The following is a 25,535-nucleotide window of genomic DNA, read 5'->3' on the forward strand; positions in this document are numbered from 1 at the left end:
TTCATTCAACGGTTTCACCTCAACATAGCGATGGACGGACAAGGGATGCTTGATCAAGAGATAAGCCGACGTCGCCTGCTGCTGGGTGCCGGTTGCCTGCTGGGGGGCTCGCTGCTGTCCTTCCCCGCCATGGCGAGCCGCAGTACGGCAGGACGTGAACTCAGTTTCTTCAATCTCAATACTGGCGAGCGGGTGCGCGCCAGCTATTGGGAAGACGGCCGCTACCTGAAAGACGGGCTGGCCGAGCTCAACCACATCTTTCGCGACTACCGTCGCAACGAAGTGTTCAACATCGACCGCAAACTGTTCGACCAGCTCTACCTGCTGCAGCACAAGCTGGGTCGTCACGGTGAAATCCAGCTCATCTCTGGCTATCGCTCGCCTGTGACCAATCGCCAGAAGCGCAGCCGCAGCCGCGCCGTGGCCAAACACAGCTACCATACCCTGGGGCAGGCGGTGGATGTGCGCATTCCCGGAGTACAGCTGGCACACCTGCGCAAGGCGGCGCTCCATCTCAAGGTAGGCGGCGTCGGTTACTACCCGAGCGACAACTTCGTGCACCTCGACACCGGGCCCGTGCGCAGCTGGTAACGGCCGGCCGCTGGCGACTCCTGCCCGGCGGGTGACTGGTCAGCGGGGTGGCCGAGCTGGTAGGCTCTGGACACCATGCAGAGGAGAACCAGATGAAACATATTTTGCTTGGCGGGCTGATTGCCCTGCTGCTGACCGGTTGCGGCAAGCTCAACCGTGAAAACTACGACAAGCTCAAGATGGGGATCAGCTACGCCGAGGCGAGCAGCATCCTCGGCAAGGCCGAGCGTTGTGACGATGCGCTGGGGACCACCAGCTGCATATGGGGCGACGAGGGCAAGAACATCAAGATCCGTTTCATCGCCGACAAGGCGACCTTCTTCAGCTCGGAAGGGATCAACTGAGGCAGCCACAGCCCCGTTGCCCATATAAAAAAGCGCCTGACCGGCGCTTTTTTGTTGGCTGCAATCCGTACCGGCTTGCCAGAAGCTGGCGCGCTCAGTGCGTGGCGTACTGGTAGTGGAAGGTCGGCAGCCCCCACTTGAAGCGCACCGCCAGGAGTCGCAGCACGAAGCCGATGCCGATGGCCCCGAAGGCGGCCCAGTCGTTGGGCAGGCCCTGATCCAGTGCCAGGCAGTAGATGGCGGCCGTCACCAGCGAGATGGCGGCATAGAGCTCGCGGCGAAACACCAGCGGAATGCGCTGGCAGAGCAGGTCTCTGAGCACGCCGCCGAAGGCCCCCGTCACCACCGCCATGATGCAGGCGATGCCGGCACCGTGGCCCATCTCCAGCGCCCTTGCCGCGCCGAAGATGGAGAAGACCACCAGCCCCAGGGCATCGAGCGCCATGAACAGCTTGCCAAGGTAGCGCATCAGCGGCGCCGAGATGACGCCGGCCATGGCCGCGCCGGCGACCAGCAGCACATATTCCGGGTGTTCAACCCAGAGCAGGGGGTAATGGCCCAGCAGCACGTCGCGAATGGTGCCGCCCCCGATGGCCGTCGCCGATGCGATGATCACCACGCCAAACAGATCCATCCGTCGCCGGCCCGCGGCCAGCGCGCCTGTCATCCCTTCGGCCACCAGGCCCAGCAAGAAGAGTGCATGTAACATGAGATATCCCAGGGTGCGAGAAAGCTCCGCATCCTATCAACTCGCGCTATAGGGGACAAGCAATGAAGGCTATGCATTATTTTTTATAATGCAAAAATGAAACGGGGCCCCCAAGGGAACCCCGTTGTCACCGCCAACCGGCTCAACGTCTGAGTTGTTCGGCGCGGTAGTGATCGACCCACATGGCGGTGGCGCCGCAGATGGCCACCGGCATCACGAACAGGTTCACCACCGGGATGGCGGAGAAGAGGGTGACCAGGGCGCCGAAGCTCAGGCACTTGCCGCGCCGCTGCTTGAGGGCGTCGCGCATGGTGATGAAGTCGATCTTGTGGTTGTCGAACGGATAGTCGACGTACTGGATCGCCATCATCCAGGCGCTGAACAGGAACCATAGCACCGGCGCCAGGGTCTGGCCCACCACCGGAATGAGGAACAGGATCAGGCAGCCGATGGCCTTGGGCAGGTAGTATTTGAGCTTGGTCCACTCACGGCCGAAGGTGCGTGGCACGTCCTTGACGATGTCCAGCATGCCGGTATCGCTGACGGTCTCGCCGGTGAGGGCCTGTTCCACCTTCTCCGCCAGCAGGCCGTTGAAGGGGGCCGCTATCCAGTTGGCCACCGAGCTGAACAGGAAGGAGAAGACCACCAGGATGGTGACCAGGGCGATGGGCCAGAGCAGATAGTCCAACCAGTCGAGCCAGCTCGGGATCTGCTGGTGCAGCCAGCCGAACAGGCCGTCCAGCTGCAGCAGCAGGGCGTAGAAGGCGCCGGCAAACAGCACGAAGTTGACCAGCAGGGGGATCAGCACGAAGGTGCGGATGCCGGGCTGGCGAATGAGCGAGAAGCCGCGCAGGAAGTAGTCTGCGCCGCTGATCGAGTCTTTTACCATACGGGGTGAGTGGCTCATCTGAGCTCCATCTGTTCATGGGAAACTGCCTGCATATTACAAACAAGCTTTTGATTTGGTAAAGTCGCCTGCCCGCCTCCTCTTTATTTCGTTACCCACATAGGCCGCCATGCGTCTGAAATTGATCAAACTCGCCGGTTTCAAGTCGTTTGTCGAGCCGACCCGCATTGAGCTCAACGCCGACATGACCGCCGTGGTGGGCCCCAACGGCTGCGGCAAATCCAATGTGATCGACGCCGTGCGCTGGGTGCTGGGGGAGAGCTCCGCCCGCCATCTGCGCGGCGAAAACATGACCGACGTCATCTTCAACGGCTCCGTCAACCGCAGCGCCCACGGCCGTGCCTCGGTGGAGCTGGTGTTCGACAATCCCCACAACCGGGTGCCCGGCGAGTTCGGCCGCTTTACCGAGATTTCGGTGCGCCGCGAAGTGCTGCGCGACGGCTCCAACCACTACCAGATCAACGGCCAGAAGTGCCGCCGCAAGGACGTGACCGACCTCTTCCTCGGCACCGGCCTTGGGCCACGCAGTTACGCCATCATCGAACAGGGCACCGTCAGCCGGCTGGTGGAGTCCCGCCCCGCCGATCTCAAGCTGTTCATGGAAGAAGCTGCCGGGGTCTCCCGCTACAAGGAGCGGCGCCGCGAGACCGAGCAGCGCATCCGCCATACCCAGGAAAACCTGGAGCGTCTGGGCGACATCCGCGGCGAACTGGGCTCGCGCCTCGAGCATCTCAAGGCCCAGGCCGAGACCGCCGAGCGCTACAAGCAGCTCAAGAGCCGTTCGCGCGCCGCCCGCGCCGAGCTGATCGGCTCGGAACTGTGGGCGCTGGAGACGCGCCTCGGCGAGGCCAAGACCGAACTGGCCCAGACCGAACAGGCACTGGCGGCGCTCGATGCCAAGCGCACCGCCGACGAGGGGCGCCACGTCACCCTGTCGGTGGCCCGCCAGGAGGCGCAGGCCGAGCAGGCCAGCCGCCAGCAACAGATTTTTCTCGGCGGGCAGGCCATCGCTCGCCTCGAGCAGCAGCAACTGCACCAGAGCGAGCTCGGCCGCGACTGGCAGGCAAGGCGACAAGCCCTCGGCGAGCGTATCGAGGGGCTCAAGGCCCAGCTGGCTAGCCAGCTGGAACAGTTGAGCGAAAGCACGTTGCAGGGCGAGGTGGCATCGGCGCGCCTCGAGCAGTGTGAGCAGTTGCTTACCGACCAGCAGAGCGTGCGGGCGGCGGCGACCGAGCGGCTCGAGCAGGCGCGCCAGCGCCAGCAGCAGTGGCAGCAGCAGCTGGGCCAGTTACAGGGGCGGCTCAATCAGACCCGCGCCGAGGTGAACGGTCTGCAGGAGCTGCAGGCCAAGACCCGGCTGGCCCGTCTCAAGCTGGAAGATGAACAGGCCGGGCCCCTCGGCGGGGAAGGGGAGAATCTGCAACCGGCGCTCGATGTGCTGGCGGCGGAACTCGCGCTCTCCCGCGCCCGCCATGAGGAGTCCGAAGCGGCGTGGCAGGCCGCCGTGGCACATCATGAAGCACTCAAGACAGAGCAGGGTCACCAGCAGGGCTTGCTGCGCGAGCTGGAGGCTCGCCTCGCCACCCTGGATCAGATCCTGGGGGAGCAGATGGCGGGCGCCACCCTGGCGGATCGGCTGCAGGTGCCCCCCGAGTGGGCTCAAGGGCTGGACAAGGTGCTCGGCCGCTGGCTCACCGCCACCCCGGCGGATGAGTGCAATCTGACGCAGTCCGGGCTCTGGATCGGCCCGGCCCAGCCGGCGGTTGCCGGTACCCTGGCGGCGCAGCTGGGCGGCGAGCATATTCCTTCCTTCCTCAATGCCATCTGGCTGGTGGAGAGTCGGGAGGCAGCATTGGCCCGCCAGCCGAGCCTGACGGCCGGTGAGTCGCTGCTCACTCCTGCGGGCGACTGGTTTGGTCCCAACTGGGCGGATCTGGGGGAGGGCATGGCACTCGGTACCCTGGCGCTGCTCGGCGAGCGTGAGCGGTTGCACACCGAGCAGGCCGCAGGCCGGGAGGCGCTGCGCCGGCTCGATGAGCAGTTTGCCGCCGCCGACGCGACGCGGGCCCAGCTGCACGGCGCCCATGAGCTGGCTCAGCGCACCCTGCGCGAGCAGGAGCAGCAGTGGCAGCAACTGCGCGAAGCCTGGAGCCTGCGCGAGGGGCAACGGCAGGAGCGGTTGCAGCGCCTCGGCCAGCTGGGGGAAGAGCTGATCAGGCTCGACCAGGAGCAGGCCGAGGAGGCCGAGCGTCTGGCGTCGGCCGGGGAGCGGCTTGAGCAGGGTGAAGCGGCCCTTGGCGAGTTGCAGGAGCAGGGCGAGGCGCTTGCCGAGGCGCTGCTGCTTGCCCAAGAGCAGGCGAGCGGGGCGGAGCGGGCGCTGGAGGAGGCGCGCCTGCGCCGGGAGCAGCAGCAGGCCGCCTGCCAGCGACTGCAACTGGAGCAGCAGAACTTGCGCCAGCTCATCGCCCTGCGCGAACAGGAGCTGGCCCGCCTCGGGCTGGAGCTGGCCGAGCTCAAGGAGCCGGGCGCTGCGCCGGGTCAGGATCTGTCGCCCCTGCTGGCCGAGCAGCGCAATCTTGAGGCGCAGCAGCTCGCCTGTCATCAGCGGCTTGCGGAGCTGGAGCGTCAGCTGACCGAGCTGGAGCAGGCCAGAAGCGCCGATCACAAGCAGCTGGTGCAAATTCAGGAGAAACTGGCGACCCTGCGCCTTGAGCGTGAACGCAACCTGACGCGCCGGCAGGGGTTGCACGAGCAGTTCGAAGAGTTGGGCGTGCGGCTGGTGGATCTCGATCAGGCGGTGTTGATTGCCGCTGATCGCGGCAAGCTGCGCCAGGAGATCCAGACCCTGGAGGCACAGGTGGAGGCACTTGGCGCCATCAACCTGGCGGCCCTCGAGGAGTATGAAGAGGCGAAAACCCGCTCAAGCTACCTGGAAAACCAGTGCCAGGATCTGGAGCAGGCGCTGGAAACCTTGAGCCAAGCCATTAAAAGAATTGATAAAGAGACACAAATACGGTTCCGGGATACTTTCGATAAGGTCAATGAAGATTTAAAATCCCTCTTTCCGAAAGTGTTCGGGGGGGCAGTGCCTGGCTTGAGCTCACCTCCGATGATCTTTTGGAGGCCGGAGTGAGCATCATGGCGAGACCTCCGGGTAAGAAGAATGCTACCATTGCCCTGCTTTCCGGGGGGGAGAAGGCGTTAACCGCACTTGCGCTGGTTTTTGCCATCTTCAGACTCAACCCAGCACCATTTTGTCTGCTGGATGAGGTGGATGCACCGCTCGATGAAGTGAACGTCGGTCGCTTCTGTTCTCTTGTCAAAGAGATGTCGAGCACAGTACAGTTCGTTTACATCAGTCATAATAAGGTCTCCATGGAGATGGCTGAGCAGCTGGTTGGCGTCACGATGCAAGAGCCCGGGGTTTCGCGCATAGTGTCGGTCGATATCGGTGAAGCCGTCGCTTTGGCTGAGCAAAACTAGAAAGAGAAGCAGCTAATGCAGGAATTGCGTTACATCTTGGTTGCCCTGGGCGGTATTGCCATCGCGGCATTGCTCATTCACGGGTTGTGGAGCAACAGAAAGAATCGTCAGGCACCGATCAAAGAGAAACCTCTGGGCCGGATGGAATCCAAATCACGGGATCGTGACAACGACGCCTTCGACAGCGATGGCATCGGTCAGGTGCGAGTGGTCAGCGGTGGCCGTCGTGCCGAGCCCAAACTCCACCATGATGAGCCCCGTCAGCCGGAAGTCAGCCGTCGTGCGCCTGCGCCCGCCTTCGATGATGAAGATGATGACGCCGATCTGCCGCCGCCTGTGGTACGCAAGCCTGCCGCCCGCCCCGTGCCGCCGCCCCCCGTCTATGAAGAAGACGAGGAGGAGTTCGAGGAGCCGGTTGCCGCTGCCGTCGAGGAAGTGCCTGCCGCGCCGGTGCGCAAGCCCGCCCAGGTCATTCGCCGTACCCCGGTCCACCGTTCCCGTCCCCAGCGCGAGCCGCTGCTGCAACCGCTGGACGAAGAGCCGCTGGTCGAGCCCGCCTACGCGACCGCACCCACTTTCGGTGCCCGCGAGCCGGCCCCGGTCGCCGCTCCCGAATACCAGGCGCAGCCCCGTCATGCAGCCCCCGAGCCTGCCTACGAGGAGCCCGTCTATGAAGAGCCGGTACGTGCCGCGCCGGTCGAGAAGATCTGGCAGGATGTCTATGTCATCAACCTGATGGGCCGTCCGGGTCACGATCTGCAAGGGGCCACCCTGCTCTCTTCCCTGCTGGCGCTGGGCTTCAAGTTTGGCGAGATGGATATTTTCCACCGCCATGAAGATCCGAACGGTAAGGGAGAAGTGCTCTTCTCCATGATCAACATGGTCAAGCCGGGCACCTTCAACCCGTACCGGATGGAGCAGTTCGCCACCCCGGGCGTGTCGCTCTTCATGCAGCTGCCGCTGCGCAGCAACGCTGCGTTTGCCTTCGAGGACATGCTGCAGGCCGCCGATCAGCTGGCCAGCGATCTCGATGCCATGCTGACGGATATGGATCGCAGCCCGCTGAGCGACGAGACCATCGCCCGTTACCGGCATGAGCTGGCCGCCTACGAGGCCAGTCGCGACTAATACGCCATGCGGGTCGAATGAATAAAAAGTGCGGTACCCAGGTGCCGCATTTTTATTGGTCCGCTGGCCGGTTTTTCCATCACACTTCGAGACTTTTTCATGAGCGATATCCTCTCCCGCCACCGTCAACTGTGTGAGCTGCTGATCGAGTACGGTCATCAGTACTATGTGCTGGACAACCCCACGGTGCCGGACGCCGAATACGATCGGCTGATGCGCGAGCTGATCGCGCTGGAAGCCGAGCACCCCGAGCTGAAGACGCCGGCCTCGCCGAGCGTACGGGTGGGCGGCCAGCCGCTGACCGCCTTCAAGCAGGTGCGCCACGAGATCCCCATGCTGAGCCTGGACAACGTGTTCAGCGGTGAGGAGCTGCAGGCCTTCGAGCAGCGCATGCGCGATCGCCTCAAGCGGGAGGTGAGCTTTACCTTCTGCTGCGAGCCCAAGCTGGACGGCCTGGCGGTGAGTCTGCTCTATGTGGATGGCCAGCTGGTGCAGGCCGCCACCCGGGGCGATGGCACCACGGGTGAGGAGATCACCGAGAACGTGCGTACCATCAAGGCCATTCCCTTGTCCCTGCGCGGCGAGGGCTGGCCGGCAAGGCTGGAGGTGCGTGGCGAGGTGTTCATGCCCAAGGCGGGGTTCGAGGCGATGAACGCCAAGGCGCTGGCCGCCGGCGAGAAGGTGTTCGTCAACCCGCGCAATGCCGCCGCCGGCAGCCTGCGCCAGCTCGACTCGCGCATCACCGCCAGCCGCCCGCTGGCCTTCTACGCCTATGGTGTGGGGGTGGGCGGCGAGCAGCTCGGTGGCTCTCACTTCGGTCGCCTCAATCAGCTCAAAGAGTGGGGGCTGCCGCTGAGCCCCGAAGTGAAGCTCAAGGAGGGGGCCGCCGGTTGCCAGGCGTTCCACGACGACATCCTGGCGCGCCGCGGCGAGCTCCCCTACGAGATTGACGGCGTGGTCTACAAGGTGGATGCCATCCCCCTGCAGGAGGAACTCGGCTTTGTGGCCCGTGCCCCGCGCTGGGCCACCGCCCACAAGTTCCCGGCCCAGGAGGAGATGACGGAGCTTGAGAACGTCGAGTTCCAAGTCGGCCGTACCGGCGCCGTGACCCCGGTGGCCAAGCTCAAACCTGTGTTTGTCGGCGGGGTCACCGTCTCCAACGCCACCCTGCACAATGCCGACGAGATCGAGCGTCTTGGCGTGATGATCGGCGACACCGTGATCGTGCGCCGGGCCGGGGACGTGATCCCGCAGATCGTGGCTGTGGTGGAGGCGCAGCGCCCGGCGGATGCCCGCGCTATCCTGTTCCCGACCGAGTGCCCGGTGTGCGGTTCGGCGGTGGAGCGGCTGGAGGGAGAGGCGGTAACCCGCTGCTCCGGCGGCCTGTTCTGTGAGGCGCAGCGCAAGGAGGCGATCAAGCACTTCGCCGCCCGCCGTGCCATGGACGTGGACGGCCTTGGCGACAAGATAGTGGAGCAGCTGGTGGACAAGGGGCTGGTGAAGACCCCGGCCGATCTGTTCAGCCTCAACGCCATTCAGCTGGCCGGGCTCGAGCGGATGGGGCAAAAGTCAGCCCTCAACCTGGTGGCGGCCATCGATGCGGCCCGCAGCACCACGCTGCCCCGCTTCCTGTTTGCGCTGGGGATCCGCGAAGTGGGGGAGGCGACCGCCTTGAACCTCGCCAACCACTTCCTCACCCTGGATGCCCTGCGCGCCGCCTCGGTGGAGCAGTTGCTGGAAGTGGCCGACGTGGGGGACATAGTGGCCAAGCATGTCTACTACTTCCTGCGCCAGCCCCACAACATCGAGGTGCTGGAGGCCCTGCTGGCGGCCGGCATCCACTGGCCGGCCATCGAGAAGAAGGAGGCAAGTGAGCAGCCCTTTGCTGGCAAGACCTTCGTGCTGACCGGTACCCTCACCACCTTGTCGCGCAACGACGCCAAGGCGGCGCTGCAGGCGCTGGGGGCCAAGGTGGCGGGCTCGGTGTCGGCCAAGACCGATGTGCTGGTAGCGGGGGAGGCGGCAGGCTCCAAGCTGGCCAAGGCCCAGGAACTCGGCATCACCGTCTGGAGTGAAGAGGAGCTGCAACAGGCGTTGCAGGGCTGAGTCGCTCACGCAGAAAGAGAAACAAAGAACCCGGCATGGCCGGGTTCTTTGTTATGGGGGCGCTGATCAGTGCTCAATCACGCCAGAGGATCTTGTAGCGCCACTTGTCCGGCAGGGTAAGTTGCCAGCGGGCCAGCTCGCTCTTGCTGAACACATACTCGCCCCGCAGGGCGGCGCGCGGTGCCAGGGTTTTGGGCTGGGCACCCGCCAGGATGGCGTTGACCAGCTCGGCCGCCTTGGCCCCCTGATCGCGGCCATCCAGCACCAGGCCACCGATGGCCTTGCCCTTGCCGACCGAAAATTCCCAGAAACAGAACAGCGGTACCGGGCTGTGGGCGCTGGTCCACTCCAGCAACCTGTTCTCATCCACATGGCGGCCCTGTTCGTCGCTGAGGGTGTGGTAGAGGCCGATGAAGATGGCTTCATAACCACTCTGCTTGGCATTGAGCACGGCTTCCTGCCACAGGCTGTAGTCGCCGATGAGCTGGCTGTTGACCCGGGTCTGGCCGACCCGCAGCTCGGTCTGAGTCTTGAATTCATCCTCGATGGCGGTGAGCGCCACGTTGCTCGAGTCAAACAGCACCAGTGCCTTCTTGATCCCACCCATCAGCTGGCTCATCTCGCTGATGTTGCGTTTGAGCAGGGGGCGCTCCAGCACGCCGGTGATCTTGGGGTGGCCGACCAGCCCCTTGTGGCGCGGGTTCTCGTTCATGCCGAGAAACACCACAGGGGTGCCGAGGGAGGCGATGTCGCTGGCCAGGTAGTTGATGGCGTTGTCATCGCCGAGCACCACCAGATCCGGTTTCACCTGGCGATAGTAGGCGAGCGCCTGCTCGGCTATCTGATCGAACTCCTCGGCGGGGCGGCGTTTGGTATCCATGTAGAAGTGGCTGATGTGGTGGTCACCCTTGAGGTTGGCGGCCAGGCTGGCGTTGTAGCTCTGATCCCACAGGTATTCGGGGTGGTAGCTGCTGATCACCAGAATCTCGGCCGCCCACAACCGCAACGGGAGGGCACACAGCAGCAGTAGCAGCAATAGCGGGTTGGTCATGTCGCTTCCCATCGAACAAGAGGAGTTGTCCTTCATTATGTCCATCTTGGTGCAAACCTGTCCCGGTCAATTACTGTCGGAAGGGAAATCTTTTTCCCTCTGGCCGGTATCGGGCGCCAGCCCGCATCAGGCTTGAATTGGGTCTTGTATGGGGCCGTTTGTGACTGGTCGGGAACTGCGCCACTCGCCTCAAAACCTGTTCTGGATCAAGAAATACGGTCACGCTTTGGTGCCTAATAGACACCACATATAGGGCTGCATTCGTTTTTAATCCCTATATGTTGTGTTATTAAGCTGTGTACAAGCTGTTCCCTTCTCATCGTCAGCCCTGGCTTGTCAAGCCTCGGCTGAATTTATTTGCGCCGAGGACGAGGCGTGGAGGAGGGGGCCAAACAAGGGTAAGCCGAGGGCGAGAGCCTGGCCTTTTTAACGGGGAAAATCCATGAAACCGGTTGTGATCAAACGTGATGGATGTCGCGCACCATTCAATGCCCAGCTGATTGCCGAGGCGGTGGGCCGAGCGGCAGAAGCGGTCAATCAGGCCAGTCCGGCGCTGGCCGAGCGCATTGCCGCCGCCGTCACCCAGGAGCTGGAAGGACGAGGGGAAGTGGACATCCACGAGATCCAGAACCGGGTCGAGAACCACCTGATGGCCTCCGACGACAAGGCCATCGCCCGCGCCTACATCGAATACCGTCACGACCGGGATCAGGCCCGCGAGGCGCGCGGCCGGCTGGCTCAGGAGATCCGCGGCCTGGTGGAGCAGACCAACGCGGCCCTGCTCAACGAGAACGCCAACAAGGATTCCAAGGTGATCCCGACCCAGCGTGACCTGCTGGCGGGCATCGTCGCCAAGCACTACGCCACCAGCCACATGCTGCCCCGCGATGTGGTACAGGCCCACGAGAGTGGCGATCTGCACTTCCACGACCTCGACTACTCCCCCTTCTTCCCCATGTTCAACTGCATGTTGATCGACCTGAAGGGGATGCTGACCCACGGCTTCAAGATGGGCAATGCGGAGATCGACACTCCCAAGTCCATCAGCACCGCCACCGCGGTCACGGCCCAGATCATCGCCCAGGTGGCGAGCCACATCTATGGCGGCACCACCATCAACCGCATCGACGAAGTGCTGGCCCCCTATGTGACCATCAGCTGGGAGAAGCACCGGGAAGTGGCGCTGGAGTGGGGCATCGGCGATGTGGATGCCTACGCCATGGCCCGCACCGAGAAGGAGTGCTACGACGCCTTCCAGTCGCTGGAGTATGAGGTGAACACCCTGCACACCGCCAACGGTCAGACCCCGTTCGTCACCTTCGGCTTTGGCCTCGGTGACAGCTGGCAGTCACGTCTGATCCAGCGCGCTATCTTGAGCAACCGCATCGCCGGCCTTGGCAAGAACAAGAAAACCGCCGTGTTCCCTAAACTGGTGTTCGCCATCAAGGATGGCCTCAACCACAAGCAGGGCGATCCCAACTACGACATCAAGCAGCTTGCACTGGAGTGCGCCTCCAAGCGGATGTACCCGGACATCCTCAACTACGACCAGGTGGTCAAGGTGACCGGCTCCTTCAAGACCCCCATGGGTTGCCGCTCTTTCCTCGGTGCCTATGAGGAGCACGGCGAGCTGGTCCACGAAGGGCGCAACAACTTAGGCGTGGTAAGCCTCAACCTGCCGCGCATCGCCCTGAAATCCCGCGATGAAGCGGACTTCTGGGACAAGCTGGATGCCGCCCTGCGGGTAGCCAAGACCGCACTGATGTACCGCATCAAGCGCCTCGACGGGGTCAAGGCCCGGGTCGCGCCCATCCTTTACATGGAAGGGGCCTGCGGGGTGCGCCTGAAGGCGGACGACAATGTCAGCGAGATCTTCAAGCACGGCCGCGCCTCCATCTCGCTTGGTTACATCGGGGTACACGAGACCATCAACGCCCTGTTTGGCGATCAGGTGCACCTGTTTGACAGCGCCGAACTGCAGCAGAAGGCCATCGCCATCATTGCGCGGCTCAAGGCGGCCACCGACGAGTGGAAGGAGGAGACCGGCTACGGCTTCAGCCTCTACTCCACCCCGAGCGAGAACCTCTGCTCGCGCTTCTGCCGCATCGACGCCAAGGAGTTTGGCGTGGTGGCGGGGGTGACCGACAAGGGCTACTACACCAACAGCTTCCACCTCGACGTGGAGAAGCAGGTCAATCCGTACGACAAGCTGGACTTCGAGGCGCCCTATCCGCCCATCGCCAGCGGCGGCTTCATCTGCTACGGCGAGTACCCCAACATCCAGCACAACCTGGAAGCGCTGGAGAACGTCTGGGACTACAGCTATGACAAGGTGCCCTACTACGGTACCAACACCCCCATCGACGAGTGCTACGACTGCGGCTTCACCGGCGAGTTCGAGTGCACCTCCAAGGGCTTCACCTGCCCGCGCTGCGGCAACCACGACCCGGCCAAGGTGTCGGTGACCCGCCGTGTCTGCGGCTACCTCGGCAGCCCGGATGCGCGCCCCTTCAATGCGGGCAAGCAGGAAGAGGTGAAGCGCCGCGTCAAACATATGTAAGTACGGTAACGATGAAGCGCTGGCCCCTGTTGCAAGGGGCCATTTTCATGGGGTGGCGACCGTTTGCACACCCATGAAGGAGGCAGGAAACAAGCGATGCACTACCACCAATACTACCCGGTCGATGTGATCAACGGCCCCGGCACCCGCGCCACCCTGTTTGTCTCGGGCTGCGAGCACCAGTGCTCCGGCTGCTACAACCAGAGCACCTGGCGGCTCGATGGCGGCAAGCCGTTCGATGAGGCGATGAGCGATCGCGTCATCGCGGATCTCAACGACACGCGCATCAAACGGCGCGGACTGTCGCTCTCCGGCGGCGATCCGCTCCACCCCGCCAACGTGCCCCAGGTGCTGGCGCTGGTGCAGCGGGTGCGCACCGAGTGCCCCGGCAAGGACATCTGGTGCTGGACCGGCTATCTGCTGGCAGATCTCAGCCCGGCCCAGCGCGAGCTGGTGGCCTTGCTGGACGTGCTGGTGGACGGCAAGTTCGAGAAGGCCCTGGCGGATCCCGGCCTGCTCTGGCGCGGCAGCAGCAATCAGGTCATCCACGACCTCAATGCCTGGCGGGAAGGGGGTGAGCGCATTCCCTGTCTGGTTTGCAGTTGAAGCCAGGGATGTTTATGGTTAGCCCATTGCTATCCCTGTGACATCGTTGACGAGGAAATCCGAGATGAACAATCTGCTCAAGATCCTGCTGGCCATCTTTCTGCCCCCGGTCTGTGCCTTTCTTCAGGTGGGCTTCAGCCTGCATTTTCTGATCAACATAGTGCTGACCCTGCTCGGCGGCCTGCCCGGCATGGTGCATGCGCTCTGGCTGGTGGTCAGCGACAAGCGCGGCTGACGCTGAGCCGCTTTGCCAAAAGCCAACCCGATGGGGTTGGCTTTTTTTATGCTGCCCAAACGGGTTCCGATTGTTACAGTAATGGGCCGGCAACCCTGCCGGAGAGGGGTGACCCCTCTGATCTGACTCAACAAGGAGTGTTGAATGGGTTTGAAGGTCTTGCTGCTGGGTACTGTGTTCGGTCTGCTGGGGGGCTGTGCCAGCCCCAGTCCCACCGTGAAACTGAACCAGCCGCCGCTGGAGGTGACCATGGCAGAGCTTGGCAAATACTGGGTGCAGGATGGCGAGGTGCCCCCGTTTGAACCGGTGGGCGGCGCGCCAGCCAAGCGGCCCGTCAGGGGCTATGTGGAGATCCGTTATCTCATCGACTCCAACGGCAATCTGTTCAGCCCAGAGATTGTGGCCTCGGAGCCGCCCGGCGTGCTGGACCTGATCGCCCTGTCGGGGCTGGCCAAGACCCGCTATCGAGTGTCGGAGCAGAACCCGCAGGCCATTCCGGTACGAGTGGTGGGTCGCTACGAGATTGAAGTGGAGTAATGAACAACCCCGGCCTGGCCGGGGTTGCAGTTTACTGCTGCTTGCAGTCGTTGTAGACGCTCTGCCACTCGCCATCCTTGTCGCGCATCTCGACAAAGCCTTCATCTCCCTTGTTCCACCAGACGGCCTCATGGTCGTCGGTGTAGCGGGCGCCGGAGGCGGAAACGCTCTGCGGCAGGGTGTAATCCTTGCCATCTGGCAGCGCCAGTTTGACGAAGTTGAGGCTCTGATCGGAGAGGGCGAAGTAGCGTACCTGCACCCGTTGGCCCTGTTCACACAGATAGGTGACGGGGTCGCCACCGGTCACGCTCAGGGTACCGGCGCCGCGTTCGCAGCCGCTCAGCAGGGTCAGGCTCGTGATGCCCAGCAGCAGAAGGTTGGCGTGCTTCATGTTGATTCTCCATCGGTGTCATCCGGGCGTGATCCTAACAGCTTGCCAAAGGGGCGCAATGCGCCTCGACCCGGCTTGCGTCGATATGCGTCCATGGGCGTCAAAAGAAGCGCTAATGAGAAGTGGCTCAATGCAGGCCGAGTCTGGCCTCGAAGGCGCGCACCAGTGCCTCGTAGGTGCCGTTGTTGCGGATCTTCTGCAGCCCCTCCTCGAAGCGCTTGGCCATTGCCTCGCCTTGAGGGTGGGCGCGGGAGAAGGCGAGCCAGAAACCGTCGGTGGAGATCTTGCCCACCTTGACCACCTTCCCGCTCAGCTGCTTCTGCTGGATCTTGAGGTAGCCCGGCATCTCGTTCATCAGGATGTAGTCGACCCGGCCGCGCACCAGCATCTCGATGATCTGGGCGTCGGACTTGGCCTGGAAGCGGGTGATCCTGGGGTTTTCCATGAAGTCGGTGGGGTAGGTGTAGCCGAGGGTGATGCCCACCGTCTTCTGTTCCAGCGAGGTGAGCTTGAGATCCCGGCGCGGTTCGCGGGCCAGGGCGAAGATGGCGAGATCCTCCTCGAACATGGGGGTCTCGTGCCAGAAGTACTGGTAGCGGTTCTCCTCGGTGATGGTGGCATCGAAGCAGCCGAGCACCTTGTCGCTGCGTGCCTCGTACATGCAACGGGCGAAGGGGATGGTGCGAAACTCGACGTCGACCCCCTCGGCGGCAAAGGCCGCCTTCACCAGCTCGGGGGCCAGCCCCTGCGGCTGACCGCTCTGCTTGTCGAGGGCGCAGTAGGGGCCCCAGTCATCCTCGGCGGCAATGAGCACCTGCTCTGCCCGGGCACAGGTCATCCCCAGCAGCAGAGTGATTGCCAACCAGTGGATGTATGCTGCTCGTGCCATGGTCTCTCTCCTGTTGCCGACTGCCCTAGCAAGCATAGTTGCTGGGGCTGGCCGCAGGCGTCGCCAAACGGGAGACAAAAAAACGCCCCGGTAGGCATAGCGGGGCGAAAGGCAGCACATCCTTGAGCTAACAACAGGGGGTCAATAACCGAACCGAGTGGCCTCGAAGCGGTTAAGCAGTCGGTGGATGAGGTAACAGGCCAGCAGGGTGGCGACGATGGCAAACAAGATGCTGCTGACCCGGTAGAGGGCGCTGAACACCAGATCGTTGCCCGGCGTCAGGTATTGGCCGAACAGGATGCCGAGGGTGGTGAGGGCGCCGAAGCCGACCCCGGAACCGCTCGCCTCCTTCACGTGGGCATGGCTGAACAGCATGGCGCCGAGCCAGAGCATGGGGGCGACCAGCAACAGCAGTCCCGACCAGTCGTAGAGCACCAGCTGGCTGACCAGGCCGAAGCTCACCCCGAGCAGGGTGCCCATGGCCCGTTTGCGGGCATAGCTCAGGGCGCCGTCCCAGTGCATGGGGAAGAGCACCAGCAGGGTCGTGGCCTGGGCCGACATGGAGTCCCGCAGATCGAAGATCTGGAACACCATGAAGGAGAGGGTGGCGATGCTGGCGCCAAGCAGCGCCTCGTGCCGCATCCGGTGCGGTGCCTTGGGGGAGGGGGCTGGTTTGGGGCGCTCCTCCACGTCCGGGATCAACGCCGTCATCAGGTAGGCGATGAGCACCGACAGCACGCTGGCCCACAGGTTGCTGAAGATGAGGTCGTTGAGATCGGTCTGCGGGTAGCTGGCAAAGTGCAGCATGATGCTGAGACTCAACACCCCGTTGGCACCGAACAGGAACAGGCTGCCCCGTGACATGGCGGCGAAGCGGTAGAGAAACAGCAGGAAGGCGATGGGAACCATCAGACCGGGATGGCCGCCAAACAGCCCCCCCAGCAGCCCCACTTCCAGCCCGCAGACCACGGCGGCGGCGATCAGCTGGCGGGCGGCATGGCCGTTCATCACCGGCACCATGCCCAGCAGCAGCACCGGCGTGACGGTGTAGAAGACGCCGTAGTTCCAGCCGAACAGCTTGCAGAGCAGAAAGCCGGTGGTGCTGCCAAAGGCGATGCGCAGGCATTGGCGCAGTTCGTTGGCGGTGAGGGGCCTGTGCCATAGCGTCATTGCCGTCACCTCAGTAGATGTAGTGCAGCAGGCTGAGCAGGCGGATCTGGGTGCGGGCCAGCAGTCCGGTCAGGGCGTTGTCGGGCAGCAGCTGCACGGTGGCACGGGCACCGGCCGGCAGATGGGCGGGCAGCTGTTCCAGCGCCAGGTGCAGACGCAGACGCTGGGCATCGCGCACCCAGCGATCCGACTCGGTAGGGCTGGCCAGGAGGCCGTTGGCATCGAACTGGCCGGCGCTGACCCCGGCATCCAGGCTGGTGACCCGGGCCGGATAGAGGCGACCCGGCTCGCCATCGAAGGCGACCAGTGCCTGGCTGTCCTGATTGACGTGGCGCAGGCTCTTCTCGCGAAAATCGGCGATCACGTCCACCTGCTCGGAGACCAGCGCCAGCAGCGGTGCGCCCGCCGCGGCGAAGCTGCCCGGCTTGAGCTGCAGGTTGGTGATGATGCCGTCCTGGCTGGCGTGAACCCGGCTGTAGGCGAGGTTGAGCTCGGCCTGGGCGAGACGGTTGCGGGCCTGGCGCAGCAGCAGGTTGTCATCGCCGGGCAGACCACGGTTGACCCTGGCCTGGGTCATGCGGGCCTTGCTGGCCAGCAGGTTGGCCTGGGCGGTGCGAAACGCGCTGTCGGCATCATCCTTCTGCTGCTCGGAGACCATGTGGCGGCGATAGAGGGCGTCGATGCGTTCAGCTTCCCGCAATTTGAGGGCGGCCTGGGTCTGCAGCGAACTGAAGTCGGCGCTGGCGGCATTGAGGGTGGCATCGAGCTGGCGATTCTGCTGCTCGGCCTGGGCCAGGGCGAGGCGGGCCTGCTCCACCGCCAGTTCAAAGGGGGCGGGATCGAGTACAAACAGAAGGTCGCCCTGCTTGACGTGCTGGTTGTTGCCGACGGCCACCTCGACCACCTTGCCGCTGACCTGGGGCGCCATCTTGGTCACGATGCGGGTCGCCATGGCTTGCGGGGTGAGCGGCATCTTGAGGTCGGCCAGCAGGAAGTAGGCAAAGACCAGTACGAAGGCGCCCATAGCCCATTTTATCCAGCGCTTGAATTGTTGATCCGGGGTCATTTCACTCTCTCTCTTCACTCTGTGCACCTATCTTGCCGAGGGCATTGGCGCAGATGCGGTGCACGATATCTTCAAACTGTTCCAGCTCCCGCTGGCTGATGCCGGCGAGCAGCTCCCGGCGTATCTCCATGATGCGATCTTCAATCTGGTCGAGCAGCGCCTTGCCGGCCGGGGTCAGGGTGACGATGCGGGCCCGCTTGTCCTGACTGCAGCAGTGGCGCTCCACCAGCCCCTGCTCTTCCAGCTGGCCCAGGGTGCGCATCAGGGAGGGCAGTTCGATCTCCAGCGCTTCGGCCAGGGTCTTCTGGCTGAGGTGGCCACCGAGCCGGCTCAGCTTCCACAGCGCTGTCCAGCGGGGGTGGGTGAGGCCGAGGGGGGCCAGTTCGAGATCGGCCACGGTGCGCCACAGCCGATGCAGCCGGCCGACCCGTTCGGCGAGGGACAGCTCGCGCAACATTTCCAGATCCTTCATCATGAGGCTCTCCATTTACTTAGCTTGCTAAGCATTGTAGTTGTTTAGCAGGCTAAGTAAATAGTGTGATCGCGATCTTGTTTATGAAAATTGGAGGTAGGTTTCTTGTGGAGCTTGCTTGCTGGGCTTGAGCACCTCGCCGGCAGCCACCGGTGTCTGCCGCGAGCCTATTTGGGTGAATCATTCCCGCCATGGGCCGGCGAAATAACCAAATCATGTCACCAATCCATGCTGAAAATAGCCTGGGAATAGCCATGGCCGATAATGTTGGCAGCAGAAAAATATTATCTGCATTCGGCAGGCTGTTTTTTATCCACTAATATTGATGGGTCAGCTAAACAGGGAGACGATAGCTGTGGAACGATATGAATCGGGTGACCCCCATTTCTCCATCGAGAGCCTGTTGGTGGAGGTGGAATATGTTGCCGATGGCCATTATGGGCTCAGCCTGGAAAGTACCGAAACCTGTCATGAATTTGACCCTGCCAATATTCCACTGTTATTAGCCGAATAGTTTTTCGGTTGGTGTCATGAGGCCGTCATCATCATCTGACGGTCTGTTGCAGGGCCCGCTTGTATCGGCTCAAACGCTCCCCTGAGGCAGGCACGGCCTGCCATGGGCAGATCCTCTTTGCGGGCCTCGGCGTGATCGCACGCCCGCAATCTTCCAGTTGTCTCTTCCGGTCTGCGGCGGTTTATCCGATTGGCATTTGCCGATCTTGAGATCACTACTCAATCCTTGCCGGTGATCAGTCGAAATAGCATGGAGCGGGGCAAGCATGGTTTCCCATTATTGAGAAGCATGCCGCCCATTATTTAATCGTTATTTGATAATGGCCCCATCAAGAGCCTGATGGCATTGAGAGATGAGTGCCCACCGGTTTGATTGGCACGGCACAATAGTGCGTCTTAATAATGCCAATAACAGGCCTGGCGGCATCCTCTGCCAGCCATAACGTTTAAGAATTTAATGTTTTTATATGCCTTTGCAGAGAGGCTAACCGACAGGGGGGAGAGAGATGGCTAGAGTGGCGCCACACCACACGCTGGAGCATAACAATGAAAAACCTCTCTACCCCACCAACCCGGATCGCGCTGTTTGGCGACCGACAGATTGCCGGCATGCCCATGATGATCTTCCTCGGGCTTGCCACCTGCGTACTCTTCTCGGGCTGGAACGGCTCTTTGCCACTCGGCATGGTCGGTGCGCTGGCCTTGATGTTCGTGCTCGGCACCCTGCTGACCGAACTGGGGGAGCGCATCACTCCCATCCGCGAATACCTAGGTGGCGGCACCATACTCGCCATCTTCGGCGGCGCCGCCCTGTTTGAATACCGGATCCTGCCCGTCGAGGCGGGCCAGGTGATCATCGGTTTCATGAAGGAGGGGGGCTTTCTCAACTTCTTCATCGCCAGTCTGGTGACCGGCTCGGTGTTCGGCATGAGCGGCGCCCTGCTGAAAAACGCCGCCATGCGCTACCTGCCGGTGATCCTGGGAGGCGTCGCGCTGGCGCTGCTCAGCGTAGGTCTGGTGGGCGCCCTGATGGGGTACGGCTTCAAGAATGCGGTGCTGCTGATCGGTCTGCCCATCATGGGTGGCGGCATGGGGGCTGGCGCCGTGCCGCTGGTGGAGATCCTCTCCGGGCCGCTGCAGATGTCGAGCGCCGATCTGCTCTCGCGCATGGTGCCGGCGGTGGTGATCGCCAACACCCTGGCCATCCTGGTGGGGACCTTGCTGGCCCGCCTCGGTCGCCGCTACCCCTCCCTGACCGGCAACGGCAAGCTGATGATAAAGGAGAGTGCCGCTGGCGTGGCCGAAGAGAAGGTGCAGGCGCCGACGCTGGAGAGCCTGGGTCTCGGGCTCTTCATCAGCTCCAGCATGTTCGTGCTGGGCTCATTGCTCGGCAACTTCATCCCCATGCACCCCTTCGCCCTGATGATCCTGGCGGTGGCCGTCATCAAGGTGAGCGGCCTGCTGCCCCGTCGCTACGAGCAGGCGGCGGCCGACTGGTACCAGTTCGTGGTCAGCAACCTGACTCCCTCCCTGCTGGTGGGGATCGGTGTCGCCTACACCAGCATCCCCGAGCTCATCAGCGCCTTCTCGGTCAGCTACTTCGTACTGGTGCTGGTGACCGTGGTCGGCGGTGCCCTGGGGGCGGCGCTGGTGGGCCGAATGATCGGTTTTTACCCCATCGAGGCGGCCATCACCGGCGGCCTGTGCATGGCCAACATGGGGGGCACCGGCGACGTGGCCGTGCTCTCGGCGGCCCAGCGCATGACCCTGATGCCGTTTGCCCAGATCTCTTCCCGTCTCGGGGGCGCCGTCATGCTGATCCTGGCCACCCTGCTCATTTCGCTGCTGGCATAAGGAACAGACCAATGAACGACATCATGATGGGTACCAGCCTGCCCTATGCCGAACGCAAGCGACAGGGACTGATGGGGCGCATGCCCCACAAAGAGGAGTCGCTGGCCCAGCAGCGGCGCCGCATCTACCGGCTGGTTTCGGCCATGCAGAGTCCGTTTGATCAGCACCTGCTGCTGCGCCAGCTGCAGGAGGACAACCCGGTGCTGTTCTACGAGCTGGTGCGCCACCATCTGCCCGAGCTGTTGCCCATCATCTACACCCCGGTGGTGGGGGAGGCGTGCCAGCGCCACAGCGACCTTTATCTGCGCAGCCACGGCCTCTATCTCTCCTGGCACGATCGGGACGAGCTGGACGACATCTTCGCGGCGGTGGAGCAGGAGGTGGACGTCATCGTCATCTCCGATGGCGAGCGGGTGCTGGGGCTCGGCGATCTCGGCATCGGCGGCATGGGGATCTGCATCGGCAAGCTGGCGCTCTACTCCGCCGCTGGCGGCATCAACCCGGCGCGCACCCTGCCGCTATGCGTCGATGTGGGCACCAACAACCCCGAGCTGCTGGAAGATGACTCCTACCTCGGCTGGCAGGCGCCGCGGGTGGATGGCGAGCCTTACTACCAGTTCATGGACAAGGTGGTGGCCGCCATTCGCAAACGCTGGCCCCAGGTGGTGCTGCAGTTTGAAGACTTTGCCGGCAAGCATGCCGCCAATCTGCTGGCTCGCTACCGCGATGAGCTCTGCATGTTCAACGACGACATCCAGGGCACGGCGGCGGTGGCATCGGCCTGCGTGCTGGCGGGCCTGCAGCAGGCGGGCAGTGTGCTTGCCGAGACCCCGGTGCTGATCGTCGGGGCAGGCTCGGCCGGCTGCGGCATCGCCGCCATGCTGGCCCAGCTGGCGGGCAGCACGGAGCGGGTGCAGCTGTTTGATCAGGATGGCCTGGTCTGCCTGGACCGCGCCGGGCTCACCCCGGCCCAGCAGCCGTTCGCCCGTCCGGCGGCGGAGGCGTGCAACTCCTTGGCCGCGCTCATCGAGCGGCTGCGCCCCGGGGTGTTGATCGGGGTGAGCGGTCAGGGCGGCCTGTTTGACGAGGCGGTGCTGACGGCCATGGGAGAGGTGTGCGAGCGACCGGTGATCCTGCCGCTCTCCAACCCCACCCGCAGCGCCGAGGCGACCCCGGCCCAAGTGTGGCAGGCGACCGGCGGGCGCGCTCTGCTCGCCACCGGCAGCCCCTTCCCGCCGGTGACGGTGGACGGGGAGGCGCGAGTGGTCTCCCAGTGCAACAACGTCTATGTGTTCCCGGGCATCGGCCTCGGTGCCTGCGCGGTCAAGGCGCGGCGCATCAGCGACGGCATGTTGCGGGCGGCGGTGCAGGCGGTGGGTGCCTATCCGCTGGCCGAAGGGCGGCTGCTGCCTCCCATCGAACAGGTGGGGGAGGTGGCCCGCGCCGTGGCGAGGGCGGTGGCACTGTGTGCCCGTGCCGAGGGGCTGGCGGATTTTGCCGGCGATCCCGCACCTTTGATTGACCAGACCTGGTGGCGCCCGCACTATTGGTCCGCGTCCTGATGTTGCAAGGCTAATAGATGAAACTGCGTCACCAACTGGTCACCCTCTCCCTGGGCCTGTCACTGCTCCTGATCGTCATCCTGGGCAGCCTGCTGGCGCTTTTTATCCGCCACCTGCTGGAAGTGAATCTGGAGGAGAAGGGGGGCGATCTGGCACGGGTGCTGGCGGCGGACCAGCGGGTAGTGCAGGCACTGGAGTGGGGCAGCGATCCGGGTCTGCGCGACTATGTGCAGGGGATCTGCAGCCGCACCGATGCCGCCTACATGGTAGTGACCGACGAGCACGCCCGCCGGCTGAGCCACCCCTCCCCGGAGCTGGTGGGCGGCCTGTTTCGCGGCGAGGATATCTGGCCCTCCCTCAACGAGCGCAGCAGTTACTGCTCCAAGGATGTGGGTACCCTGGGGCCGGCCATTCGCTGCTTCGCCCCGGTGATCGGGGCGGACGGACGCGCCATCGGCGCCGTGGTGGTGGGCTATCTGATGCAGACGGTGGAGGGCATCTATCTGGATCGGATCGCCCTGCTCATCAGCGCCATCGGCGCCGTGCTGGGCTGCGGCCTGCTGCTGGCGCTCTGGATCCAGCATCGGCTGCGGCGCACCCTGCTGGATCTGGAGCCGGAGACCATCGTCAACCGCTTCGTGCTGCAGGAGCTGGTGCTGGAGCATATCTCGGAGGGGGTGATCGCCCTCGACAGTCACGGCCACATCCGCATGCTCAACAGCGCCGCCTTTTACCAGCTGCGCCTGCCTGGCACCGGCCGCCACTCCCTGCTCGGCCAGCCGCTGGCTGAGCTGTCGCCGCCGCTCGCCCCCGCCCTGACCCAGCTCGAGACCGAGCTCGGCTTCACCGTGCACGGCGAGTCGTTCATCGGGCGCTGGCAGGCGGTGGAGGGCAAGATCCCCGGTCGGCTGCTGATCTTCAGCCGCCCCGAGGTGACCGGCAGTCTCGGCATGCAGGTGACTCACCTGCGCCAGTATGCCGAGATGCTGCGGATGCAGACCCACGAGTTCGCCAACAAGCTCAGCAGCCTCTCCGGTCTGCTGCAGCTGGGCCACGTGGAGCAGGCGGTGGAGCTCATCCAGCAGGAGAGCGAGGCGTGTCAGACCATGCTGCACGATCTGCTGCGGGCCATCGAGGACAAGCCGGTGGCCGGGCTCATCCTCGGCAAGTTCAGCCGGGCCCGCGAGCTTGGGGTGGAGCTGGTGCTGGATCCCGATTCGGCGCTGGGCGAGTACCCGGCGGCGGTGTCGGCGGATCTCATCACCCTCATCGGCAACCTGCTGGACAACGGCATCCGCGCCGCCTGGGCCCGGCGCAAGCAGTGTCCGCCACGGGTGCTGATCTCCCTCAACGACTTCGGACGCCGGCTGGTGATAGAGGTGGAGGACAGCGGCGAGGGGGTGGACGAGGCGCTGGCGGATCATCTGTTTGATTACGGCATCAGCCGCCAGACCGGCGATCACGGTGTCGGCCTGTTCCTGGTCAAGGAGACGGTGGCCAGGCGAGGGGGTGTGATAGAATGGCGCCGCACCGCCGAACAGACGACGCTGTTCGGTATCTACTTGAATAAAAACCAATTGGTGTGATCTATGGAGCCCATTTTCACTCTGGTGATCGAGGATGACGAACGGATAGGATCCATTCTGGCCGAGCTGGTCTCCTCCACCCCCGGATTTTCCCTGCTGGGTCGGGCCGAGAGCCTGACCCAGGCCGATCTCATGATGCGCGCGGCCCAGCCACAACTGCTGCTGGTGGACATCTCCCTGCCCGATGGCTCAGGCCTGGAGTGGGTGAACCGGCTGCGCAGCCACAACCGCGAAGCCTACGTCATCATGGTGACCGCCTCCTGCGACGTGGAGACCATCCAGCAGGCCCTCAATCAGGGGGTACAGGATTACATCATCAAACCGCTGCGGCTGTTTCGCATCCAGCAGAGCCTGGACGAGATCCTCACCCTGCACCGGCGCATCTGCGAGCGCGGCTCCCTCGAGCAGAGCGACCTGGACCGCTTGATGGGCAAGGTGAGGCCCCAGGGGCGCGAGGTGCGCGACACCCCCAAGGGGATCGACGCCATCACCCTGCGCCAGGTGCTGGAGCTGCTGGCGGGCGAGCCGGACAGCGCCTTCTCTACCGACACGGTGGCGCTGCGCTTGTCCCTCAGTCGCACCACGGCGCGCCGCTATCTGGAGTATCTGGAGTCGGAGGACCGGGTGGACGTGGATCTCAACTACGGTCAGCGCGGCCGGCCCGAGCGCCGCTACCACTGGCGGCGGGGCAGCTGAGCCGCTTGCCGCATGCGGATGCATACCAACAAAAAGGGAGCCTGAGCTCCCTTTTTTGTGTCTGTCGTTGGTGTAAAAAGGCCGCTCAGGCCTCTTCCAGCAGGGCCGGGCGGGCCTTCGGTTTGAACTGGGAGAGCATGACCCCCGCCAGGATGAGACCGCCCCCCAGCAGGTGGTAGCCGTGTATCGGCTCCCCCAGGCTGATGACGGCGATCAGCGCCGTGCACAGCGGCATCAGGTTCATGAACACCGAGGTGCGCTCTGCCCCCATGCAGGCAAGGCCGCGCATCCAGCAGTAGGCGGCGAAGAGGGAGGAGGCGATGCCGGCAAACAGCACCAGTCCCCAGCCTTCGGCCGGCACCGCCAGCGACTCGGCGCAGAGGGCCACCGGGACCAGCAGCAAGACCGCCAGCAGGATCTGCAGGTAGAGGTTGAGCCAGGGGCCGAACGGCAGCTGCCAGCGGCGGATCAACAGGCCATAGAGGGCGTAGCTGGCGGAGCCGAGCAGCATCAGGCCGTCGCCCTGATTGATGCCGTCGTGCAGCAGCGCCAGCGGCTGACCCAGGCTCAGCAGCCAGAACACCCCGAACAGGGAGATACTCATGCCGAGCAGCGCCTGTTTGCCCGGCCGCTGGCCGAAGAAGAGCGCGCTCTGCAGCAGGGTCAGCAGCGGGATAAGGGAGCCGATGACCCCCATGTTGGTGGCCGAGGTGGTGTGGGCGGCGTAGTAGGCGAGGCACTGGTAGAGCACCATGCCAAGGGCCGCCAGCACCAGCAGCTTGCCGAGCCAGGGGCGTATCTCGCCACGGCGGCGCCACAGCTGCGGCAGGCAGAAGGGGGTCAGTGCCAGAGCGGCGATCACCCAGCGGTAGAAGGAGATGGCCGCGGGATCCAGCACATCGGCGGCGGCCTTGGACACCACGGTATTGGTGGCCCAGATCAGCACGGCGAGCAGCGGAAACATCAGCGGGTAGAAGATACGCATCAAAGACTCCTTATTATCGAGGTGACCAGTCTACCCTTGTCTTTCTGATATCAAGTAACGTAAAACTGACAAATCATCCCGCGCAAAGGACAAT

At 63.7% G+C, this 25,535-nt stretch carries 22 protein-coding genes and 1 pseudogene; 14 read left to right on the forward strand and 9 right to left on the reverse strand.

The genetic code is table 11. The features are described from left to right. The first annotated feature begins 45 nt into the window (after nt 1-45). A complete protein-coding gene (locus tag E5E96_RS13490) occupies nt 46-591 on the forward strand; it encodes a DUF882 domain-containing protein (RefSeq protein ID WP_011705140.1) in 546 nt (181 codons plus the stop codon). 92 nt (nt 592-683) lie between these two features. Continuing rightward, on the forward strand, nt 684-935 hold the full coding sequence (locus tag E5E96_RS13495) for a hypothetical protein (RefSeq protein WP_005303367.1): 252 nt from the start codon (nt 684-686) through the stop codon (nt 933-935). 94 nt (nt 936-1,029) lie between these two features. Here the strand turns inward: E5E96_RS13495 and E5E96_RS13500 are convergent, their stop codons facing one another. Then, complete coding sequence (locus E5E96_RS13500) at nt 1,030-1,644, reverse strand: trimeric intracellular cation channel family protein (RefSeq protein ID WP_011705141.1); 615 nt, start codon at nt 1,642-1,644, stop codon at nt 1,030-1,032. A 142-nt stretch (nt 1,645-1,786) separates the two neighbouring features. Further along, complete coding sequence (cysZ, locus tag E5E96_RS13505; RefSeq protein ID WP_016349905.1) at nt 1,787-2,551, reverse strand: sulfate transporter CysZ; 765 nt, start codon at nt 2,549-2,551, stop codon at nt 1,787-1,789. 109 nt (nt 2,552-2,660) lie between these two features. On the opposite strand from cysZ, the pseudogene E5E96_RS13510 reads away from it, so the two are divergent. The 3 genes and pseudogenes from E5E96_RS13510 (at nt 2,661) to ligA (ending at nt 9,268) form a co-directional block, all read left to right on the forward strand. Beyond that, a pseudogene (locus E5E96_RS13510) lies at nt 2,661-6,034 on the forward strand (AAA family ATPase). Nucleotides 6,035-6,049: 15 nt separating this feature from the next. Next, nucleotides 6,050-7,162, forward strand: a complete 1,113-nt coding sequence (gene zipA, locus E5E96_RS13515; protein WP_011705144.1) for a cell division protein ZipA — start codon at nt 6,050-6,052, stop codon at nt 7,160-7,162. 99 nt (nt 7,163-7,261) lie between these two features. Further along, nucleotides 7,262-9,268, forward strand: a complete 2,007-nt coding sequence (gene ligA, locus E5E96_RS13520) for an NAD-dependent DNA ligase LigA (RefSeq protein WP_024946009.1) — start codon at nt 7,262-7,264, stop codon at nt 9,266-9,268. A gap of 73 nt (nt 9,269-9,341) precedes the next feature. Here the strand turns inward: ligA and E5E96_RS13525 are convergent, their stop codons facing one another. Further along, nucleotides 9,342-10,319 carry an ABC transporter substrate-binding protein gene (locus E5E96_RS13525; RefSeq protein ID WP_011705146.1) on the reverse strand — a complete coding sequence of 326 codons (978 nt, stop codon included), beginning with the start codon at nt 10,317-10,319 and terminating at the stop codon, nt 9,342-9,344. 442 nt (nt 10,320-10,761) lie between these two features. Between E5E96_RS13525 and nrdD the strand changes: the two genes are divergently transcribed. From nrdD to E5E96_RS13545, 4 genes are all read left to right on the forward strand, one after another. Next, nucleotides 10,762-12,879: an anaerobic ribonucleoside-triphosphate reductase gene (gene nrdD / locus E5E96_RS13530; protein ID WP_045790404.1), complete on the forward strand. Its 2,118-nt coding sequence runs from the start codon at nt 10,762-10,764 to the stop codon at nt 12,877-12,879. Nucleotides 12,880-12,975: 96 nt separating this feature from the next. After that, nucleotides 12,976-13,485 carry an anaerobic ribonucleoside-triphosphate reductase-activating protein gene (gene nrdG / locus E5E96_RS13535; protein ID WP_171282376.1) on the forward strand — a complete coding sequence of 170 codons (510 nt, stop codon included), beginning with the start codon at nt 12,976-12,978 and terminating at the stop codon, nt 13,483-13,485. 64 nt (nt 13,486-13,549) lie between these two features. Further along, nucleotides 13,550-13,720 (forward strand): YqaE/Pmp3 family membrane protein, encoded by a 171-nt coding sequence (locus E5E96_RS13540; RefSeq protein WP_005303354.1) that lies wholly within the window; start codon nt 13,550-13,552, stop codon nt 13,718-13,720. 144 nt (nt 13,721-13,864) lie between these two features. Then, complete coding sequence (locus tag E5E96_RS13545) at nt 13,865-14,257, forward strand: energy transducer TonB (protein ID WP_171282377.1); 393 nt, start codon at nt 13,865-13,867, stop codon at nt 14,255-14,257. A gap of 31 nt (nt 14,258-14,288) precedes the next feature. Here E5E96_RS13545 and E5E96_RS13550 read toward each other — a convergent pair whose 3' ends face one another. From E5E96_RS13550 to slyA, 5 genes are all read right to left on the reverse strand, one after another. Further along, a complete protein-coding gene (locus E5E96_RS13550) occupies nt 14,289-14,648 on the reverse strand; it encodes an MliC family protein (protein ID WP_029303683.1) in 360 nt (119 codons plus the stop codon). Nucleotides 14,649-14,775: 127 nt separating this feature from the next. Further along, the gene (locus E5E96_RS13555) at nt 14,776-15,537 is read right to left on the reverse strand and encodes an ABC transporter substrate-binding protein (RefSeq protein WP_171282378.1); all 762 of its coding nucleotides are present in this window, start codon (nt 15,535-15,537) and stop codon (nt 14,776-14,778) included. A gap of 141 nt (nt 15,538-15,678) precedes the next feature. Beyond that, the gene (locus tag E5E96_RS13560; protein WP_011705154.1) at nt 15,679-16,707 is read right to left on the reverse strand and encodes a DUF2955 domain-containing protein; all 1,029 of its coding nucleotides are present in this window, start codon (nt 16,705-16,707) and stop codon (nt 15,679-15,681) included. Nucleotides 16,708-16,717: 10 nt separating this feature from the next. Further along, nucleotides 16,718-17,773 carry an HlyD family secretion protein gene (locus tag E5E96_RS13565; protein WP_171282379.1) on the reverse strand — a complete coding sequence of 352 codons (1,056 nt, stop codon included), beginning with the start codon at nt 17,771-17,773 and terminating at the stop codon, nt 16,718-16,720. A 1-nt stretch (nt 17,774) separates the two neighbouring features. Then, nucleotides 17,775-18,248, reverse strand: coding sequence for a transcriptional regulator SlyA (slyA, locus tag E5E96_RS13570; RefSeq protein WP_010634735.1), 474 nt, complete (start codon nt 18,246-18,248; stop codon nt 17,775-17,777). Between the two features lie 319 nt (nt 18,249-18,567). Between slyA and E5E96_RS13575 the strand changes: the two genes are divergently transcribed. The 5 genes from E5E96_RS13575 (at nt 18,568) to E5E96_RS13595 (ending at nt 24,456) form a co-directional block, all read left to right on the forward strand. After that, a complete protein-coding gene (locus tag E5E96_RS13575) occupies nt 18,568-18,759 on the forward strand; it encodes a hypothetical protein (RefSeq protein ID WP_073349272.1) in 192 nt (63 codons plus the stop codon). A gap of 545 nt (nt 18,760-19,304) precedes the next feature. Continuing rightward, nucleotides 19,305-20,612, forward strand: a complete 1,308-nt coding sequence (locus E5E96_RS13580; protein WP_101614614.1) for a 2-hydroxycarboxylate transporter family protein — start codon at nt 19,305-19,307, stop codon at nt 20,610-20,612. A gap of 11 nt (nt 20,613-20,623) precedes the next feature. Continuing rightward, nucleotides 20,624-22,174, forward strand: coding sequence for an NAD-dependent malic enzyme (locus E5E96_RS13585; RefSeq protein ID WP_171282380.1), 1,551 nt, complete (start codon nt 20,624-20,626; stop codon nt 22,172-22,174). A gap of 17 nt (nt 22,175-22,191) precedes the next feature. After that, complete coding sequence (locus tag E5E96_RS13590; RefSeq protein WP_024944745.1) at nt 22,192-23,760, forward strand: sensor histidine kinase; 1,569 nt, start codon at nt 22,192-22,194, stop codon at nt 23,758-23,760. A 3-nt stretch (nt 23,761-23,763) separates the two neighbouring features. After that, nucleotides 23,764-24,456 (forward strand): response regulator, encoded by a 693-nt coding sequence (locus E5E96_RS13595; RefSeq protein WP_011705161.1) that lies wholly within the window; start codon nt 23,764-23,766, stop codon nt 24,454-24,456. 85 nt (nt 24,457-24,541) lie between these two features. Here E5E96_RS13595 and E5E96_RS13600 read toward each other — a convergent pair whose 3' ends face one another. Then, nucleotides 24,542-25,441 (reverse strand): DMT family transporter, encoded by a 900-nt coding sequence (locus tag E5E96_RS13600; RefSeq protein ID WP_017408562.1) that lies wholly within the window; start codon nt 25,439-25,441, stop codon nt 24,542-24,544. Nucleotides 25,442-25,535: the final 94 nt, after the last annotated feature.

The organism is Aeromonas sp. 1805, from assembly GCF_013085525.1.
In the GTDB taxonomy this organism is placed as follows: domain Bacteria; phylum Pseudomonadota; class Gammaproteobacteria; order Enterobacterales; family Aeromonadaceae; genus Aeromonas; species Aeromonas hydrophila.

Bases quoted from the DNA above. Each gene is read 5' to 3' on its own strand.
- E5E96_RS13500 (WP_011705141.1), bottom strand. From the start codon at position 1,644: ATGTTACATGCACTCTTCTTGCTGGGCCTGGTGGCCGAAGGGATGACA.
- ligA (WP_024946009.1), top strand. From the start codon at position 7,262: ATGAGCGATATCCTCTCCCGCCACCGTCAACTGTGTGAGCTGCTGATC.
- E5E96_RS13545 (WP_171282377.1), top strand. From the start codon at position 13,865: ATGGGTTTGAAGGTCTTGCTGCTGGGTACTGTGTTCGGTCTGCTGGGG.
- E5E96_RS13555 (WP_171282378.1), bottom strand. From the start codon at position 15,537: ATGGCACGAGCAGCATACATCCACTGGTTGGCAATCACTCTGCTGCTG.
- E5E96_RS13585 (WP_171282380.1), top strand. From the start codon at position 20,624: ATGAACGACATCATGATGGGTACCAGCCTGCCCTATGCCGAACGCAAG.
- E5E96_RS13600 (WP_017408562.1), bottom strand. From the start codon at position 25,441: ATGCGTATCTTCTACCCGCTGATGTTTCCGCTGCTCGCCGTGCTGATC.
- E5E96_RS13565 (WP_171282379.1), bottom strand. From the start codon at position 17,773: ATGACCCCGGATCAACAATTCAAGCGCTGGATAAAATGGGCTATGGGC.
- zipA (WP_011705144.1), top strand. From the start codon at position 6,050: ATGCAGGAATTGCGTTACATCTTGGTTGCCCTGGGCGGTATTGCCATC.
- E5E96_RS13590 (WP_024944745.1), top strand. From the start codon at position 22,192: ATGAAACTGCGTCACCAACTGGTCACCCTCTCCCTGGGCCTGTCACTG.
- E5E96_RS13580 (WP_101614614.1), top strand. From the start codon at position 19,305: ATGAAAAACCTCTCTACCCCACCAACCCGGATCGCGCTGTTTGGCGAC.
- E5E96_RS13550 (WP_029303683.1), bottom strand. From the start codon at position 14,648: ATGAAGCACGCCAACCTTCTGCTGCTGGGCATCACGAGCCTGACCCTG.
- E5E96_RS13540 (WP_005303354.1), top strand. From the start codon at position 13,550: ATGAACAATCTGCTCAAGATCCTGCTGGCCATCTTTCTGCCCCCGGTC.
- E5E96_RS13495 (WP_005303367.1), top strand. From the start codon at position 684: ATGAAACATATTTTGCTTGGCGGGCTGATTGCCCTGCTGCTGACCGGT.
- nrdG (WP_171282376.1), top strand. From the start codon at position 12,976: ATGCACTACCACCAATACTACCCGGTCGATGTGATCAACGGCCCCGGC.
- nrdD (WP_045790404.1), top strand. From the start codon at position 10,762: ATGAAACCGGTTGTGATCAAACGTGATGGATGTCGCGCACCATTCAAT.
- E5E96_RS13595 (WP_011705161.1), top strand. From the start codon at position 23,764: ATGGAGCCCATTTTCACTCTGGTGATCGAGGATGACGAACGGATAGGA.
- E5E96_RS13490 (WP_011705140.1), top strand. From the start codon at position 46: ATGCTTGATCAAGAGATAAGCCGACGTCGCCTGCTGCTGGGTGCCGGT.
- slyA (WP_010634735.1), bottom strand. From the start codon at position 18,248: ATGATGAAGGATCTGGAAATGTTGCGCGAGCTGTCCCTCGCCGAACGG.
- E5E96_RS13525 (WP_011705146.1), bottom strand. From the start codon at position 10,319: ATGACCAACCCGCTATTGCTGCTACTGCTGCTGTGTGCCCTCCCGTTG.
- cysZ (WP_016349905.1), bottom strand. From the start codon at position 2,551: ATGAGCCACTCACCCCGTATGGTAAAAGACTCGATCAGCGGCGCAGAC.
- E5E96_RS13560 (WP_011705154.1), bottom strand. From the start codon at position 16,707: ATGACGCTATGGCACAGGCCCCTCACCGCCAACGAACTGCGCCAATGC.